The following is a 14,738-nucleotide window of genomic DNA, read 5'->3' as shown; positions in this document are numbered from 1 at the left end:
CGCTAGATCGTAAAGTCGCAAACCGTGGAGATTGTCACCGCCCGGCTCGCTTTGAACCCACCGGTCCCTTCCGACCTCGACGCGATCTACGAGATCCACCACGACCCGGAGGCCTGCCGGCACAACCCGTCGGACATGCTCGCGGCCCGTACGGACGCCGAGGAGCTCTTCTCGAAGTGGGACGAGCACTGGCGGCGGCACGGCTTCGGCTACTGGGTGGCCCGCACCCGCGCGGCCGGGACCACGATCGGCTTCTGCGGTCTCAAGTTCGTACGCTTCCGGGACCGGGAGGTGCTCAACCTCTTCTACCGCTTCGCCACCGCGGCCTGGGGCAGCGGCCTGGGAACGGAGGCCGCGTCCGCCGTCGTGGCATGGGCCGGGGAGCACCTGCCGGAATGGCCTATCCTGGCCCGGGTACGCCCCGAGAACATCGCCTCCCAGCGGGTCGCCATGCGTGCGGGCCTGCTCCGCGCCGACCACCTCGACGAACCCGGCGAGGACGGCCCCGACTGGATGTACACGCTGCGCTGGAACTAGTCCTGCAACTGCAGGTTGATCCAGGCGTCGGCCGGGCTGTAATGCAGGACCGTGAGCGTCAACGCGGCGATGCCGGCAACAGTGAGCGCGATGCGGATGCGCCTGGACAGGGTCCGGCCCCGTACGCTCAGCGCCACGCTCGCCGCACCGACCAGCCCCGTCATCGCGCCCGTGTCCCCGTCGGCGTTGACCAGCCAGTCCAATGCGGAATGAAGCCGGCCGCCCGGGTACTGGTTCAGCCAGAAGGTGATCACCACCAGAGCCGCCACCGTTGCCAGGCCGGCCAGGCCCGCGGCCACCCGTCGCCCGGCGCGCAGGCCCCGTTGCAGCGGGCCCAGGACCATCACGATCAAGGCTAGCCAGGCGACCAGCGCGGCACCGCCGTACCAAATGGCAAGGGCCGGGATCCGGAGAGCCAGATACAGCACCTGAAGCGGGATCTCATCCCAGGCGCGCAGCACCTGCGGCAACCTGACGAAATCCTGGCTCAGCACCATGGACACCGCTACGCAGAGAGCCGGCACTGCCACGCTCGCCACCAGGGTCCGGGCAATCAGCCTCAACCCTGCGGGCGCGGCCACCACGTCGCGGAGGCCACCGGCGCCCGCGGCGGCGCCCTTCCGGGCGAATGAGCGCAGGGTGGGCAGCGTCCACGCGGCGGCGAACAGGTAGCGCCACTGCGCCACCCGGCCGCGGACGGCGACCTCCAGCAGGTCGGCGGTCCACTCCGCCCGCTGCCGGTCCCGGAAACCGGCCGGCAGCATCCGGGCCAGCACGGCCACCGCCGCCCGCTCGGCACCTGCCGCAACGGTCCCCGCCTGCCCGGCGCTCGTCGAACTCGCTGCCGTGGATCCCTCGCGGCTCACCATGCCAGCCGCCGCGAGCTGCTCCTGGCGCTGCGCTGATGCCGGGCCGCGATGGCGTCACGCGCCGCGGTGACCCCGGTCGCGGTCAGCCGGTAGTAGCGCCGCCGCGGCCGCCCGACCACGTGTGCGTCGACGTCCTCCTCCCGGCTGCTCACCCAGCCGACCGTCTCGAACGCCACCAGGATCGGATAGACGGTGGCCGGCTCCAGGCCGGCCTGAGTGGCCAGATCCAGCCCGTAACGCTCCTGCTCCGGATCGTCCAACAGCGTCTGCAGCGCCAGCAAGCGCGGCGTCGTCATGCGAAGGGTGCCCACGGCGAGCGACGGTGCCGGCTATTCCTAGTTCTGCATAGGGTCAGGCGTAGTCGGGATCGTCGAGGATGCCGTAGCGAGCCATGACCGAAGCCCGCCGAGACCGGTTGACGGCGCGGACCCGGCGGGCGATGAAGAACACGTCGAGCAGCGTCCACACGCCGAGGCCGCCGAAGGTGAACAGCATCGCCAGGGACCGGGCTGTGTCGCCGAGATAGAAGCGGTGGCCGCCGAGGAGGCCGACGACGCACCAGAGGGCGTAGGCCACCCGGACGTCCTTCTTGACGGCGTCGTACTCCGCCTCGGCGCGGAGCATCCGGATCTTCTCCCACTTCGGGAGGTCGGCCTGCTTCGCGCGGGGCACGGGGTGGGCCGGGCTCATCGGCGCAACGATAGCCGCCGTGCCGGCGACGCCGCATCAAACGATTCCGGTCGCCGATTCCGGTCGCGGGTGGCGGGTGGCGGGTGGCGGTGGGTGGCAGTGGCGGTGGCGGGTGGCCAGGTGCTAGCGGCCGGTGGCGGTGGCGCTGAGGTGGCGGGCGGCGGGCGATGGGGGAAGTGCGGCGCGCAAGCGGGGATGGCGGGTGGCCCGGGTCGAGGTGGTGGGGTGGTCATGGGCGCGACGAGGGTGTTGGCCCGCGGGGGTGGTGGGGCGTGGTGCGGCGGCCCGGGCGCTGGTTGGCCGGGTGGGGCGTGGTGCGGCGGTCCGCGCTGGTGGGGCGTGGTGCGGCGGTCCGCGCCGCGACGAGGCGTGGTGACGCCAAGCGTGCACGCGTGGTGTGGTAAGACGTGGCGGGACGGCGCCCGGCGGACCCGAGACGTCAGCGGGCGACGGGCGGCGGCTGAGCGATGCACGTTGGAGCGACACGCGACCGAGCAACGCACGCATGGGAACACCGCGAAGAGATTTAGCCGCGCAAGCGCAACCCCCTAGGCGTGGCACGGAAGCCCGCCGCCGTCAGTGCGTCCCGCAACGGCGAGGAATGCACCGACTCGCCGTCCGCCCGCTCCACCGACATCGCTCCCAGGGCGCCCGAGCGGACCGAGCTTGCCAGCGCCTGCCCGGCCGCGACCAGCGCTTCCGTGTCGTCGGTGAAGGAGAGGAGGGTGCGGCCGCCGCGTTCGACGTACAGGGTCAGGTCGCCTCCTACCAGGACTACGAGGGCTCCTGCTTTGCGGCCTGCGCGGTGGCCGGCGGCCGGGACGGTTTCGCCGTTGCCACTGTCCACGACCCGGTCGGGCCAGGGGAGCGCCGCGCCGTACGGGTTGGCCGGGTCGGTGGCGGCCAGGACCACGGCCGTGACGCCGGTGCGTTTGGCGAGTTCGGCCGGCTCGGACAGGGCTCGGAGGCGGTCGACCGCGCCGGGCACGGCGAACTGGGCCGCTCCCAGGCCTTCGACGAAGTAGCCGCGGCGGGCTGCTCCGCGTTCCTCGAGGGCGCCGAGGACCGGGTAGACCGCCGCGAAGCCGCCCGTGACGCCCTCGGCCATGACGGCGCCGCGGGTGACGACGCCGTGGCGTTCGAGGAGGAGGTCGGCGAGGGCCGCGGCGCGGCGGGTGGGGTCCAGGTCCCGGTCGGGGAGGCGGGACCAGCGGCCTGCCATGGCCGGGGGGCCGCTGCGGGACGGCATGGTGGGGCGTCCCGGGCGGCGGTAGCGGGTACGGGCCGGGGCGGCCTTAGCGCGATGGGCGCCGCTGCTGCCGAGCAGTGCTCGCAGCGGTGCGAGGGTGTCGTTCGTCAGGTGGCCCGCCCACACCAGATCCCAGACGGCCGCCGCGAGGGCGGTGTCGTCGGTGGACCCCACGCGGTCGGACAGGTTGCGGAAGAACAGCGCCTGGCCGTCGCCGAGGGTGTCGAGGATCGCCTGGTGCAGGGGCGTGAGCGGCAGCTCGTCGTCCGGGGGTGGGAGCAGCAGCGGGGCGCTGTCCGCGTACGCCAGGGTGACCCAGCCGTCGCCGCCCGCGATGCTGCCCGAGCCGGCCCAGAGCACTTCGCCGCCCGCGCAGAGCTCGTCGAGCTGCGGGGGTGCGTAGTCGGCGACGCGGGCCGGCAGGATCAGGCGTTCCCAGGCCGACGCCGGCGCCGCCACGCCTTGGAGCTGCTCGACGGCGGCGGCGACCGCGTCGATGCCGCGGGCGTTGCCGCCGATCTGGTGCCAGCGGGGCAGGAATGCGGCGAGCACGCGCGGTGGCACAGGCTCGATCTCGCGGCGCAGCGCGGCCAGGGACCGCCGGCGCAGCAGCCGCAGGACCTCGGCGTCGCACCACTCCGTGCCGGCGCCGCCGGGGGAGAACTCGCCGGAGACCACCCTGCCGGTCGCGCTGAGCCGCTTGAGGGCCTGTTCCACGACGAAGACGCCGAGGCCGAACCGGGCCGCACAGGTGGCCGCCGCGAAGGGGCCGTGGGTGCGCGCCCACCGGGCGACAAGGTCGCCGAGGGGGTCGTTGACCGGCTCGAGGTAGGCCTCCGCGACGCCGACCGGCAGGGCGACACCGAGCGCGTCGCGGTAGCGGCCGGCATCCTCCACGCCGATCCAGCGGTCCTCGCCGGCGATGCGGACCCGGATGGCCCGGCGGGACGCCACGAGCTCGTCCATCCAGGCGAGGTCGACCGAGCGCGCGGTCAGCTCCTCCGGGGACAGGTCGCCGAGCAGCCGCAGCAGCTCGGCGGCGTCCTCGGCGTCGCGCGGCGTGCGCTGGGTGGTCAGCCACTGGAGCTGGCTCTCGCTCTCGGTCACCACCGTCGGGTCGAGCAGCTCGCGCAGGTCGACGCGGCCGAGCAGCTCGCCGAGCAGCGTCGAGTCGAGGGCGAGGGCGGCGGCCCGGCGCTCGGCCAGCGGTGCGTCGCCCTCGTAGAGGAAGGCGCCGACGTACCCGAAGAGCAGCGAACGGGCGAAGGGCGACGGGCGCGGCGTCTCGGCCTCCACCAGGCGCACCTTGCGGCCCGCGATCTCGCGCATCAGCCCGACGAGGCCGGATAGGTCGAAGACGTCCTGCAGGCACTCGCGGGCCGCCTCGAGCGTCACCGGGAAGTCGGCGAACTCGCGCGCCACGTCGAGGAGCTGGGCCGAGCGCTGCCGCTGCTGCCAGAGCGGCTGGCGGCGACGGGGGTCGCGGCGCGGCAGCAGCAGGGACCGGGCGGCGCACTCGCGGAACCGGGAGGCGAACAGCGCCGACGTGCCGACCGACTCCTCGACGAGCTGGGCGATCTCCTCCGGGTCGAATGCCACCAGGTCGGCGCCGGGCGGCTCCTCGGCGGTGTCGGGCAGGCGCACCACGATGCCGTCGTCGGAGGGCATGACCTGACCGTCCACGCCGTAGCGCTCGCTGAGGCGGCGGCCGATGGCCAGGGCCCACGGCGCGTTGACCCGGGCGCCCAGCACGCAGTGCACCGTCATCCGCCAGTCGCCCAGCTCGTCGCGGAAGCGCTCGACCACGATGGTGCGGTCGTCGGGCAGGTTCCGGGTGGACTCGCGCTGCTCGCGCAGGTAGGCCACGAGGTTGTTCGCCGCCCACTCGTCCAGGCCGGACTCGCGCAGCGAGGCGGTGGCGGTGTCGTCGCCGGCGCGGGTGAGGCCCCGCAGCCGGGCCCCGATGGCCCGGCCGAGCTCCACCGGGCGGCCCAGCGCGTCGCCCTTCCAGAACGGCATGCGCGCGGGCGCGCCGGGCGCGGGGGAGACGAGGACGCGGTCGGGCGTGATGTCCTCGATGCGCCAGGACGTGGAGCCGAGCAGGAACACGTCGCCGACGCGGGACTCGTAGACCATCTCCTCGTCGAGCTCGCCGACGCGGGACGCGCGTTCGGAACCGGCGAGGAAGACGCCGAACATGCCGCGGTCGGGAATCGTGCCGCCGCTGGTCACGGCCAGCCGCTGGGCGCCCGGGCGGCCGGTGAGCCGGTCGGTGGTCCGGTCCCAGACCAGGCGGGGCCGCAGCTCGGCGAAGGCGGTGGACGGGTAGCGCCCGGAGAGCATGTCCAGCACCGCGTGCAGGGCGGAGTCGGGCAGCTCGGCATAGGGCGCGGCACGGCGGACCAGGGCGGCGAGCTCGTCGACGTGCCACTCGTCCAGCGCGACCATGGCGACGATCTGCTGGGCGAGGACGTCGAGCGGGTTGCGGGGGTAGCGCAGCTCCTCGATGGCCCCCTCACCCATGCGCTCGGCGACGACGGCGCACGAGACCAGGTCGCCGCGGTGCTTCGGGAAGACCACGCCCCGGGAGATCGCGCCGACCTGGTGGCCGGCCCGGCCGATGCGCTGGAGCCCGGCCGAGACCGACGGCGGCGCCTCGATCTGCACCACCAGGTCGACCGCGCCCATGTCGATGCCCAGCTCCAGGCTCGAGGTGGCCACCACCGCGGGCAGCTGCCCCGACTTGAGCGCCTCCTCGATCTGCTTCCGCTCCTCGCGCGACACGCTGCCGTGGTGGGCCCGGGCGACGACCGGCGGCGCACCGCCGGCCTCACCGGACTGGGCCATCACCTGTGCCGGGGGCCGCGGCGACGGGGTGAGCTCCCCGCCGGCCCGCTCGAGGGCCAGCTCGTTGATCCGCGCGCAGAGCCGCTCGGCGCCGCGCCGCGAATTGGTGAAGACGATCGTCGAGCGATGCTCCTGGATGAGGTCGAGGACGCGCTCCTCGACCGCCGGCCAGATGGACGGCGAGTGGCGGCCCGCTCCCGGGTCGTCGGCGTCGGGGTCGGGCGTCTCGTCCAGGCGCGTCATGTCCTCGACCGGCACCTGGACCGTGACCTCGATGGTCTTGGCGCTCTTCGGCTGGACGATCTCGACGTCCTGGGCGCCGCCGAGGAAGCGGGCGGTGTCCTCGATGGGCCGTACGGTCGCGGACAGGCCGACGCGCTGGGCCGGCCGGCCGAGCAGGCCGTCGAGGCGCTCGAGGGACAGCGCGAGGTGCGCGCCGCGCTTGGTGGCGGCCACGGCGTGGACCTCGTCGATGATGACCGTCTCCACGCCGCGCAGGGACTCGCGGGCGGCGGAGGTCAGGAGGAGGAACAACGACTCCGGCGTGGTGATGAGGATGTCCGGCGGGGTCCGGGCGAAGCTGCGGCGCTCGTCGGCCGGGGTGTCGCCGGTGCGCATGCCGACGGTGATGTCCGGGGGAGGCACGCCGAGCCGCCCCGAGGCCTGGCGGATCCCGGTGAGCGGCGCCCGCAGGTTGCGCTCGACGTCGACGGCGAGCGCCTTGAGGGGGCTGATGTAGAGGACGCGGCAGCGGTGCTTCGGATCCTCGGGAGCGGCCTCGTGGGCCAGCCGGTCGATCGACCACAGGAACGCCGCGAGGGTCTTGCCGGAGCCTGTGGGCGCGACCACCAGCGCGTTGCGCCCGGCCCCGATGGCCCGCCACGCCCCGGCCTGGGCGGCCGTGGGCGCGGCGAAGGCGGCCTTGAACCACTCGCGGGTGGCGAGGCCGAACTGCTCCAGCACGTCTGACACGTCTCTCATCGTGCCCCGGGGGTACGACAGAAAAGCGTGAGCCGACGAAATCAGACGCGGGACCACAGTTCGGGCACCGGACCGGCGGCGATGCCGAACCGGACGGACCATGGTGCTCCTCAGGTGATGGGGAGCACATTGATGCCTGACGCTGAGACCGAACGGGAGGCTCCGTGGTGAACCGCATCGCCGCCGTACTCGTCCTGCTCGCCGCTTTCGTCCTGCCTGCAACGCCGGCAACGGCCGCCGGAGCCGGATATGTACGGTTGGCGCATCTGTCGCCGGACACTCCGGCGGTCGACGTGTATCTCAAGGGCAAGAGCGCCAAGGCGCAGAGGTTCGACGGCGTCGCGTACGGCGCCATGTCCGACTACCTGCGCCTGCCCACGGGCACCTACTCGGTGGCCATGCGCAAGGCGGGTGCCGCCGCGAGCACGCCGCCGGTGCTCACCACCCAGGTCACCGTCGACGACGGCGCGGCGTACACGGTCGCCGGCGTGGGTCGTTACGCCGACCTGGGCCTGCGGGTGCTCAAGGACGACCTGCGCCTGCCCGGGCGGGACGAATCCAAGATCAGAATCATTCAGGCTTCGGTACGCGCACCCGTGCTCGACGTGGGCGGCGCCAACGGCAGAACCATCGCCGACGGGGTCGCGTTCGCCACCACCACCGCCTACCGCGAGGTGAACCCGGGCAAGTGGACGGTGAAGGTACAGCCGTCCGGCGGGGGCAGGACCAGCGATCTGCCGTGCACATTGGGCGCGGGCAACGTCTACTCGCTGCTGGTGCTCGACGACAAGAACGGCGGCCTCAAGCCGGAGCTGCACATCGACGCGGCCCGGCAGGGCGGGGTGCCGCAGGGCGGGGTCGCCACCGGCGCGGGCGGCAGTCGCCCGGAGGATCCATTGCCGGCGGCTCTGCTGCTGGCCGGCCTCGCGGCCGTGCTCGCCGGAGGCGTCGTGGTCGCGCTCAGGCGGCGCCCGAAGATCTCCTGATGACGGTACGGACCACAGCGCGGCGCGCACTCCTGCCCGTCGCAGTCGCCCTGCTCACCGGGATCGTCGTCGCGGCCGGCTACCTGGTGACCCACGAGCCTCGCGCCACTCCTGATGTCGTCGCGCCTGCTGTGCCCGTACCGTCGAATGTGCCCGTACCCTCGGATTGGCCGGAGCCGGCGGGGGTGCCGGACCCGTTCCGGACCGCCAAGCCGGAGGTGAACGGCCTGCCGACCCGCTTGCGGGTCGCGGCCGTGGGCATCGACACGGAGCTGGAGACGCTGCATCTCGGCGCCGACGGCGAACTCGTGCCGCCGAAGGGCGACGAGCGGGCCGGCTGGTACGCCGACGGCACCGCGCCCGGCGACGTCGGTCCGGCGGTGCTCGCGGGCCACGTCGATTCCCGGAGCGGCCCGGCGGTCTTCTACCGGCTCCGGGAGATCGACGTCGGCGACCGCATCGAGGTGATCCGCGGCGGTGCGGCGGTCACGTTCACGGTCACCGGGACCGCCTGGTATCCGAAGAAGGCGTTCCCGACCGGCCGCGTCTACGGCCCGACGCCGGATCGCCAGCTGCGGCTGATCACCTGTGGTGGCGTCTTCGACCGAAGTCTGCGGTCATACCGGGACAACCTGGTGGTGTACGCGGTGGCCGGGTGATCGTGGTACCCGATGGCCCGTCCGCACGACTATCCTGAGAACGAAGCGACGGGTGGGAGCCGATGGCGGTCAGGCGGATGCTCATCGCCGGTCGGTATCGTCTCCACGAGCCGGTCGGTGCCGGAGGCATGGGCCGGGTGTGGCTGGCCCGCGACGAGATGCTGGACCGGGACGTCGCGGTCAAGGAGTTCGTCCCGCCGGACTGGATGACCGACGGCGAGAAGGCCCGGCTGCGCACCCGGACGCTGCGCGAGGCCCGCAGTGCGGCCCGGCTCAATCATCCGCACGTGGTCCGGATCTACGACGTCGTGCACGCCGAGGACCTGCCGTGGATCGTGATGGAGTACGTGCCGTCGCGCTCACTGCACCAGGTCATCGGCGAGGACGGCCCCTATTCGCCGCAGGACGCCGCCCGCATCGGCCTCGACGTGCTGGAGGCCATCACGGCCGCCCACCGCGCCGGCGTGCTGCACCGCGACGTCAAGCCGCACAACGTCCTCATCGGGACCGACGGCCGGGTGGTCCTCACCGACTTCGGGCTCGCCACGTTCGTCGACGACGGCTCGGTGACCGGCCCCGGCCTGGTGGTCGGCTCCCCGCAGTACGTGTCGCCCGAGCGGGCGCGCGACGGCGCGTCCACGGTGGAGTCGGACATGTGGTCCTTCGGCGCGACCCTGTACGCCGCCGTCGAGGGCCGTTCACCGTTCGCGCGGGAGAGCGCGATGGCGACCCTGATGGCGCTCGCGACCGACGAGCCCGATCTGCCGACCCGGGCCGGACCGCTGGCCCCGGTGCTGATGGGCCTGCTGCAGCGCGAGCCGGTGGAACGCCTCACCGGCAAGGAGGCCGGGGAGCGGCTGCACGCTGTTCTCGCCGCCGACGAGGGCGGTCGTCCGGCCGTACCGGCGCCGAGGAGGTCTGCCGACGCCGGCACCGGGCCGCGGCACGCAGCCGATCCGGCGAGGGGCGCGCTCCTGGCCGCGGCGCGGGTCGCCACGCGTCTCGACGCACCGCTGATCCCGAGCCAGCGCGACCACTCCTCGTATGTCCCGGTCCGCCCGAAATCCCGGTTGCTCGTCGCGGGGGTGGCGACGGCCGCGGTCCTCGGTGCGGCCGCGATCGCCGCCGGCCTGACGATGAGTGACGACGCCCCGGTGACACCGCCCAGCGCCGTCGGCTCGCTGCCGGTGACGTCCTCGTCCGGCGTCGGCGGCGGCGCCGGTGGCTTCAGCCCGGTCGGCTGTCTGAGCCCGGCCGCGCCCGGGTTGCCGCGGACCCCGCAGTCCGGCGCGGAGAAGCTGCGCGACGGCTGGGCGCTCTACCAGGGCTGGTCCTACTTCACCCGGGGCGACTTCCACATCGCGGTGCCCGACGGCTGGACGTACGAGCGGATCGGCACCACGCTCTGCTTCCGCGATCCCAGCAACCTGCGGGTGCTCAGCGTCGACCCGGAGCGCAAGGCCAAGGGCGACCCGGTCAAGGCCTGCCGGGACGAGGCCGCCCGGCTGCGGGCCGCGGGCGACCTGCCCGGCTATCAGCAGTACGCGCTCAGAAAGGTGCCGTCGCTGACCCGGGCCGCCGACTGGGAGTACGCGTACGACGGCCCGACCGGCGTCCGCATGCACGCGATGACCCGCTGGATAGCGTCGGACGGCAGCGGCTATGCGTTCGGGCTGATGACCCGCGACCTCGACTGGCCGGCCAACTTCGCCACCTGGGGCATGATCGTCAGCACCTTCTACACCGATCCGTGAGCCCGGACGGTATGTATCAGTCGGTATGAATCCATCGACCGTCCTCTCTGAAATGCTCGGCTTGGCCGCGCCACACCCCCGGCGCCGGCGACCCGAGCCCGCGGAGGACTCCCGTGAGAGCACTATCCCTGATCGGCGCGACGGCCCTGCTGGTCACCGTCGCGGCGGCGGCACCGGCGCAGGCCGCAGCCGTGGCGCCCCCGGACATCCCGCTCGCCAACGTCAAGAACCACCTGTCGCAGCTCCAGTCGATCGCCACGGCCAACGGCGGCAACCGCGCCCACGGCCGCCCCGGCTTCCTGGCATCGGTCACCTACGTGAAAGGCCTGCTCGACAGCGCCGGCTTCCAGACCCAACAGCAGTCGTTCACGTACGGCGGAGCCACCGGCTACAACCTCATCGCGGACTGGCCGGGCGGCGACACCGCCGACACGCTGATGGTCGGCGCCCACCTCGACAGCGTCACGGCCGGTCCGGGCATCAACGACAACGGTTCGGGCTCGGCGGCCAATCTCGAGGTCGCGCTCGCCGTGGCGCGCACCGGCTTCCACCCCGACCGGCACCTGCGCTTCGGCTGGTGGGGCGCCGAGGAACTGGGGCTGCGCGGCTCGACGGCGTACGTGAACTCGCTCAGCTCCGCGCAGAAGGCCGCCATCACCGGCTACCTGAACTTCGACATGGTCGGCTCGCCGAACCCCGGCTACTTCCTGTACGACGGCGACAACTCCGACGGCACCGGCTCCGGCCCCGGGCCCGCGGGCTCCGCCGAGATCGAGGACACGCTGGAGGCGTACTTCACGTCGATCGGCGTACCGACCCGCGGCACCGACTTCGACGGCCGCAGCGACTACGGCCCGTTCATCGCCGCGGGCATCCCCGCGGGCGGCATCTTCACCGGCGCCGAGGGCCGCAAGACCGCGGCGCAGGTCCAGCTCTGGGGCGGCACGCAGGCCGCGTTCGACGCCTGTTACCACCGGTCCTGCGACACGATCTCCAACATCAACGACACCGCGCTGGACCGTGACTCCGACGCCATCGCGTACGCGGTCTGGACGCTGGCCGGCGCCGCCACCCCGCCCGGGCCGTCGGTGTTCGCCGACGACTTCGAGACGGCCCAGGGCTGGACCACCAACGCCGCGGGCACCGACACCGCCACCACCGGAGCCTGGGAGCGCGGGGACCCCGCCGCGACCTCGTCCGGCGTCGCCACCCAGCTCGGCACCACCGTCAACGGCAGCAACGACCTGGTGACGGGCGCCCCGGCCGGGTCCAGCGCGGGCGCGAACGACGTCGACGGCGGCACCACGACGATCCGCTCACCCGCGATCATCCTGCCCGGCGGCGCCTCGTCACTGTCGTTCTCGTGGTACCTGGCCCACCTGAGCAACGCCACCAATGGCGACTACTTCCGCGTCCAGGTGATCTCCGGCACCACCGCCACCACGGTGTTCAGCCAGGCCGGCGCGGCCACCGACCGGGCCGCCGCGTGGCAGAAGGCGACCGTGAGCCTTACCCCGTACGCCGGCCAGACCATCCGCCTGCAGGTCGAGGCGGCGGACACCGGCACGGCCAGCCTGGTCGAGGCGGCCGTGGACGACATCGTGATCACCCAGGCTTAGGGCAGGCCCTACCTTCCGCCGGGCTGTTACCCTTTTTCCGATGAGTGGCAGTATGAGGCCGGGCTCTGCCCGGCCTTTCCGGTCCCTGGTCCCGCCATGCTGATCCTGGTGGGCCTCCTGCTCGTCATCGTGGTGACCGCCGTCACGGGCTACTTCGTCGCCCAGGAGTTCGGCTACGTCGCCGTCGACCGCAACCGCCTGCGCCAGCAGGCGGAGCGCGGTGACAAGGCCGCCGCCCGAGCCCTGACCGTCACCGAACGTCTCTCGTTCGTGCTGTCCGGCGCGCAGCTCGGCATCACCGTCACCGCCCTGATCGTCGGTTACGTGGCCGAGCCGTTCCTCGGCGAGGGCATGGCCGACCTTTTCGGCGTCGCCGGCGTTCCCGCAGCCGTCGCGATGCCCGTCTCGGTCGTGCTGGCCCTGGTCATCGCGACCGTCGTCCAGATGGTCCTCGGCGAACTCGCCCCCAAGAACCTGGCGATCGCCCGCGCGGAGACGATCGCCAAGGCCCTCAGCCGTTCGACGCTGCTCTACCTCACCGTCTTCGGCCCGGTCATCAAGCTCTTCGACATCGCCGCGGCCAGGCTGCTGCGCCGCCTCGGCATCGAGCCGATCGAGGAGCTGCCCGAGGGCGCGACCGAGGAGGACCTCGAGCAGATCATCGCCGAGTCGCGCGCCCAGGGACACCTCGGCCCGGAGCTCTCCGCGCTGCTCGACCGCGGCCTCGACTTCCGCCGCCGGACAGCCTCCGAGGTGATGGTGCCGCGCGTGGACGTCCACACCGTGCAGGCCGCCGAGCCGGCATCGCAGATCGTCGACCTCCTGCGGACGGGCCGGTCCCGCTTCCCGGTCCGATCGGGTACGGGCGTGGACGAGATCGTCGGCGTCGTCGGCATCACGGACCTCCTCGCCGTGCCGCCGGGAGACCGCGCCACGACGCCGATCTCGGACATCGCCGTGCCGCCGCTGCTCGTCCCCGCGTCGCTGCGCCTCCCCACGGTCCTCGACCGCCTCCGTACCGGCCACCGCCAGCTGGCCTGCGTCGTCGACGAGTACGGCGGCTTCGCCGGCATCATCACCCTCGAGGACATCGCGGAGGAACTCGTCGGCCCCATCCGCGACGAGGACGACCTGCCCGAACCGGCCCCGGCCCGCCAGGACGACGGCTCCTGGATCGTCCCGGCCCGCTGGCGCATCGACGAGGTCACCGACGCGACCGGAGTGGACCTCCCCGAAGGTACGGACTACGACACCATCTCCGGCCTGGTGATGTCCCACCTCGGCCGGGTTCCCGAGGTCGGCGACTCGGTGTCCCTGGACTCCGGAGCGGACCTGGCGGTGCTCTCGGTGGACCGCCACGTCCCGGAGTCGGTACGGATCGTGGCCCCATGAGCACCACCTGGGCCGTCATCTGTTCGCTCCTGCTCCTGGCCGGGAACGGCTTCTTCGTCGCGGCCGAGTTCGCCCTGGTGGCGAGCAAGCGCTACCGCCTCGAACACGCGGCGGCGGACGGCAGCCGCGCCGCCCGCGCCGCCCTCGACGGCAGCCGCGAACTGTCCGTGATGCTGGCCGGCGCCCAGCTCGGCATCACGCTGTGCTCCCTCGGCCTCGGCGCCCTCGCCGAACCGGCGATCGAGCACCTCCTGCACCCCCTGCTGCACGCGGCCGGCCTCCCGGACGTCCCCAGCGCGGTCGTCGCCCTCCTGGTCGCGTTGATCGTGGTGACGTTCCTGCACCTGGTCCTCGGCGAGATGATGCCGAAGTCCTGGGCGATCACCGACCCGGAACGCTCGGCAACCCTGCTCGCGCTGCCGTTCCGCGGCTTCGTCCGGCTCGCCCGCCCGGCGCTGCTGGGCCTCAACGGCCTGGCGAACGTGGCCCTCAAGCCGTTCGGGGTGCACGCGCAGGACCAGCTGGCGCAGGCGCACGGGCCGGAGGAGATGAACATCCTGCTGGAGCGGTCGCGGGCGGAGGGGCTGATCGGGGCGGAGCAGACCGAGCTGCTGACCAGCATGCTGAAGCTCCAGGAGATGAAGGTGGGGGATCTGCTGATCCCGGACGAGCAGCTGGTGACGGTTCGGCCGGGGTCTTCCGCGGGGGAGGTGGAGGAGGCTTCGCTGCGGAGCGGGCGGTCTCGGCTCGCTGTCGTCTCGCCTGCTCCTTCTGCTTCCGCGGCTTCGCTTTCCTCGCCTTCGCGTTCCGCCGCCTCGCGGGTTTCCCTTTCCGCGGCCTCGCGGGCTTCGGCGGCTTCGCCGGCTGATGTGGTGGTAGGCGTGGTGCATGTGCGCGATGCCTTGCGGGCCACGACGGCCGGGAGGCCCGCGACCGCCCAGGATCTGATGGACCCGGCGTTCGTCCTGGACGCGGGCACGACGGTCACGGACGCGGTGACCGCGATGCGCGGGGCCCGGGCGCAGCTCGCCATGGTCACCCGACGCGGGGAAAGAGTGGGATTCGTCGCCCTGGAAGACCTGTTGGAGCAGGTCATCGGCGAGTTCGACGACGAGACTGATCCCGTACCGGTGGGCAGGCGCATGCGCTGAGAGG

Annotated in this window: 11 protein-coding genes; 7 read left to right on the top strand and 4 right to left on the bottom strand. The window is 73.0% G+C overall.

Features of this window, described 5'->3' with window-relative positions; genetic code table 11:
- Window positions 1-24 precede the first annotated feature (24 nt).
- A complete protein-coding gene (locus AB0368_RS17330) occupies window positions 25-537 on the top strand; it encodes a GNAT family N-acetyltransferase (RefSeq protein ID WP_366154851.1) in 513 nt (170 codons plus the stop codon).
- Here the strand turns inward: AB0368_RS17330 and AB0368_RS17325 are convergent.
- The 4 genes from AB0368_RS17325 to AB0368_RS17310 form a co-directional block, all read right to left on the bottom strand.
- Complete coding sequence (locus tag AB0368_RS17325; protein WP_366154850.1) at window positions 534-1,406, bottom strand: hypothetical protein; 873 nt, start codon at window positions 1,404-1,406, stop codon at window positions 534-536. The two genes, AB0368_RS17330 and AB0368_RS17325, sit on opposite strands and share 4 nt — an antisense overlap.
- Window positions 1,400-1,717 carry a helix-turn-helix transcriptional regulator gene (locus tag AB0368_RS17320; protein ID WP_366154849.1) on the bottom strand — a complete coding sequence of 106 codons (318 nt, stop codon included), beginning with the start codon at window positions 1,715-1,717 and terminating at the stop codon, window positions 1,400-1,402. The genes AB0368_RS17325 and AB0368_RS17320 overlap by 7 nt, the downstream gene beginning before the upstream one ends.
- Window positions 1,718-1,757: 40 nt before the next feature.
- Window positions 1,758-2,096: a TM2 domain-containing protein gene (locus tag AB0368_RS17315; RefSeq protein WP_366154848.1), complete on the bottom strand. Its 339-nt coding sequence runs from the start codon at window positions 2,094-2,096 to the stop codon at window positions 1,758-1,760.
- A 526-nt stretch (window positions 2,097-2,622) separates the two neighbouring features.
- The gene (locus AB0368_RS17310; RefSeq protein WP_366154847.1) at window positions 2,623-7,173 is read right to left on the bottom strand and encodes an ATP-dependent helicase; all 4,551 of its coding nucleotides are present in this window, start codon (window positions 7,171-7,173) and stop codon (window positions 2,623-2,625) included.
- 164 nt (window positions 7,174-7,337) lie between these two features.
- Here AB0368_RS17310 and AB0368_RS17305 point away from each other — a divergent pair, with 164 nt between their 5' ends.
- The 6 genes from AB0368_RS17305 to AB0368_RS17280 all read left to right on the top strand — a co-directional run bounded on the left by AB0368_RS17305 (window position 7,338) and on the right by AB0368_RS17280 (window position 14,734).
- On the top strand, window positions 7,338-8,159 hold the full coding sequence (locus AB0368_RS17305; RefSeq protein ID WP_366154846.1) for a DUF4397 domain-containing protein: 822 nt from the start codon (window positions 7,338-7,340) through the stop codon (window positions 8,157-8,159).
- Window positions 8,159-8,818 (top strand): class F sortase, encoded by a 660-nt coding sequence (locus AB0368_RS17300; protein ID WP_366154845.1) that lies wholly within the window; start codon window positions 8,159-8,161, stop codon window positions 8,816-8,818. The genes AB0368_RS17305 and AB0368_RS17300 overlap by 1 nt, the downstream gene beginning before the upstream one ends.
- Before the next feature lie 62 nt (window positions 8,819-8,880).
- Window positions 8,881-10,572 carry a serine/threonine-protein kinase gene (locus AB0368_RS17295; protein WP_366154844.1) on the top strand — a complete coding sequence of 564 codons (1,692 nt, stop codon included), beginning with the start codon at window positions 8,881-8,883 and terminating at the stop codon, window positions 10,570-10,572.
- Window positions 10,573-10,685: 113 nt separating this feature from the next.
- A complete protein-coding gene (locus tag AB0368_RS17290) occupies window positions 10,686-12,191 on the top strand; it encodes a M28 family peptidase (protein ID WP_366154843.1) in 1,506 nt (501 codons plus the stop codon).
- A gap of 96 nt (window positions 12,192-12,287) precedes the next feature.
- Window positions 12,288-13,583: a hemolysin family protein gene (locus AB0368_RS17285; RefSeq protein ID WP_366154842.1), complete on the top strand. Its 1,296-nt coding sequence runs from the start codon at window positions 12,288-12,290 to the stop codon at window positions 13,581-13,583.
- Window positions 13,580-14,734 carry a hemolysin family protein gene (locus tag AB0368_RS17280; RefSeq protein WP_366154841.1) on the top strand — a complete coding sequence of 385 codons (1,155 nt, stop codon included), beginning with the start codon at window positions 13,580-13,582 and terminating at the stop codon, window positions 14,732-14,734. Before AB0368_RS17285 ends, AB0368_RS17280 begins: the two co-directional genes overlap by 4 nt.
- Window positions 14,735-14,738: the final 4 nt, after the last annotated feature.

The organism is Actinoplanes sp. NPDC051475, from assembly GCF_040689425.1.
Classification (GTDB): domain Bacteria; phylum Actinomycetota; class Actinomycetes; order Mycobacteriales; family Micromonosporaceae; genus Actinoplanes.
This window is presented reverse-complemented; position numbering and strand designations above follow the sequence as displayed.

Coding starts and splice junctions, on each gene's coding strand:
- AB0368_RS17315 (WP_366154848.1), bottom strand. CDS start 2,096: ATGAGCCCGGCCCACCCCGTGCCCCGCGCGAAGCAGGCCGACCTCCCG.
- AB0368_RS17295 (WP_366154844.1), top strand. CDS start 8,881: ATGGCGGTCAGGCGGATGCTCATCGCCGGTCGGTATCGTCTCCACGAG.
- AB0368_RS17300 (WP_366154845.1), top strand. CDS start 8,159: ATGACGGTACGGACCACAGCGCGGCGCGCACTCCTGCCCGTCGCAGTC.
- AB0368_RS17325 (WP_366154850.1), bottom strand. CDS start 1,406: ATGGTGAGCCGCGAGGGATCCACGGCAGCGAGTTCGACGAGCGCCGGG.
- AB0368_RS17280 (WP_366154841.1), top strand. CDS start 13,580: ATGAGCACCACCTGGGCCGTCATCTGTTCGCTCCTGCTCCTGGCCGGG.
- AB0368_RS17310 (WP_366154847.1), bottom strand. CDS start 7,173: ATGAGAGACGTGTCAGACGTGCTGGAGCAGTTCGGCCTCGCCACCCGC.
- AB0368_RS17285 (WP_366154842.1), top strand. CDS start 12,288: ATGCTGATCCTGGTGGGCCTCCTGCTCGTCATCGTGGTGACCGCCGTC.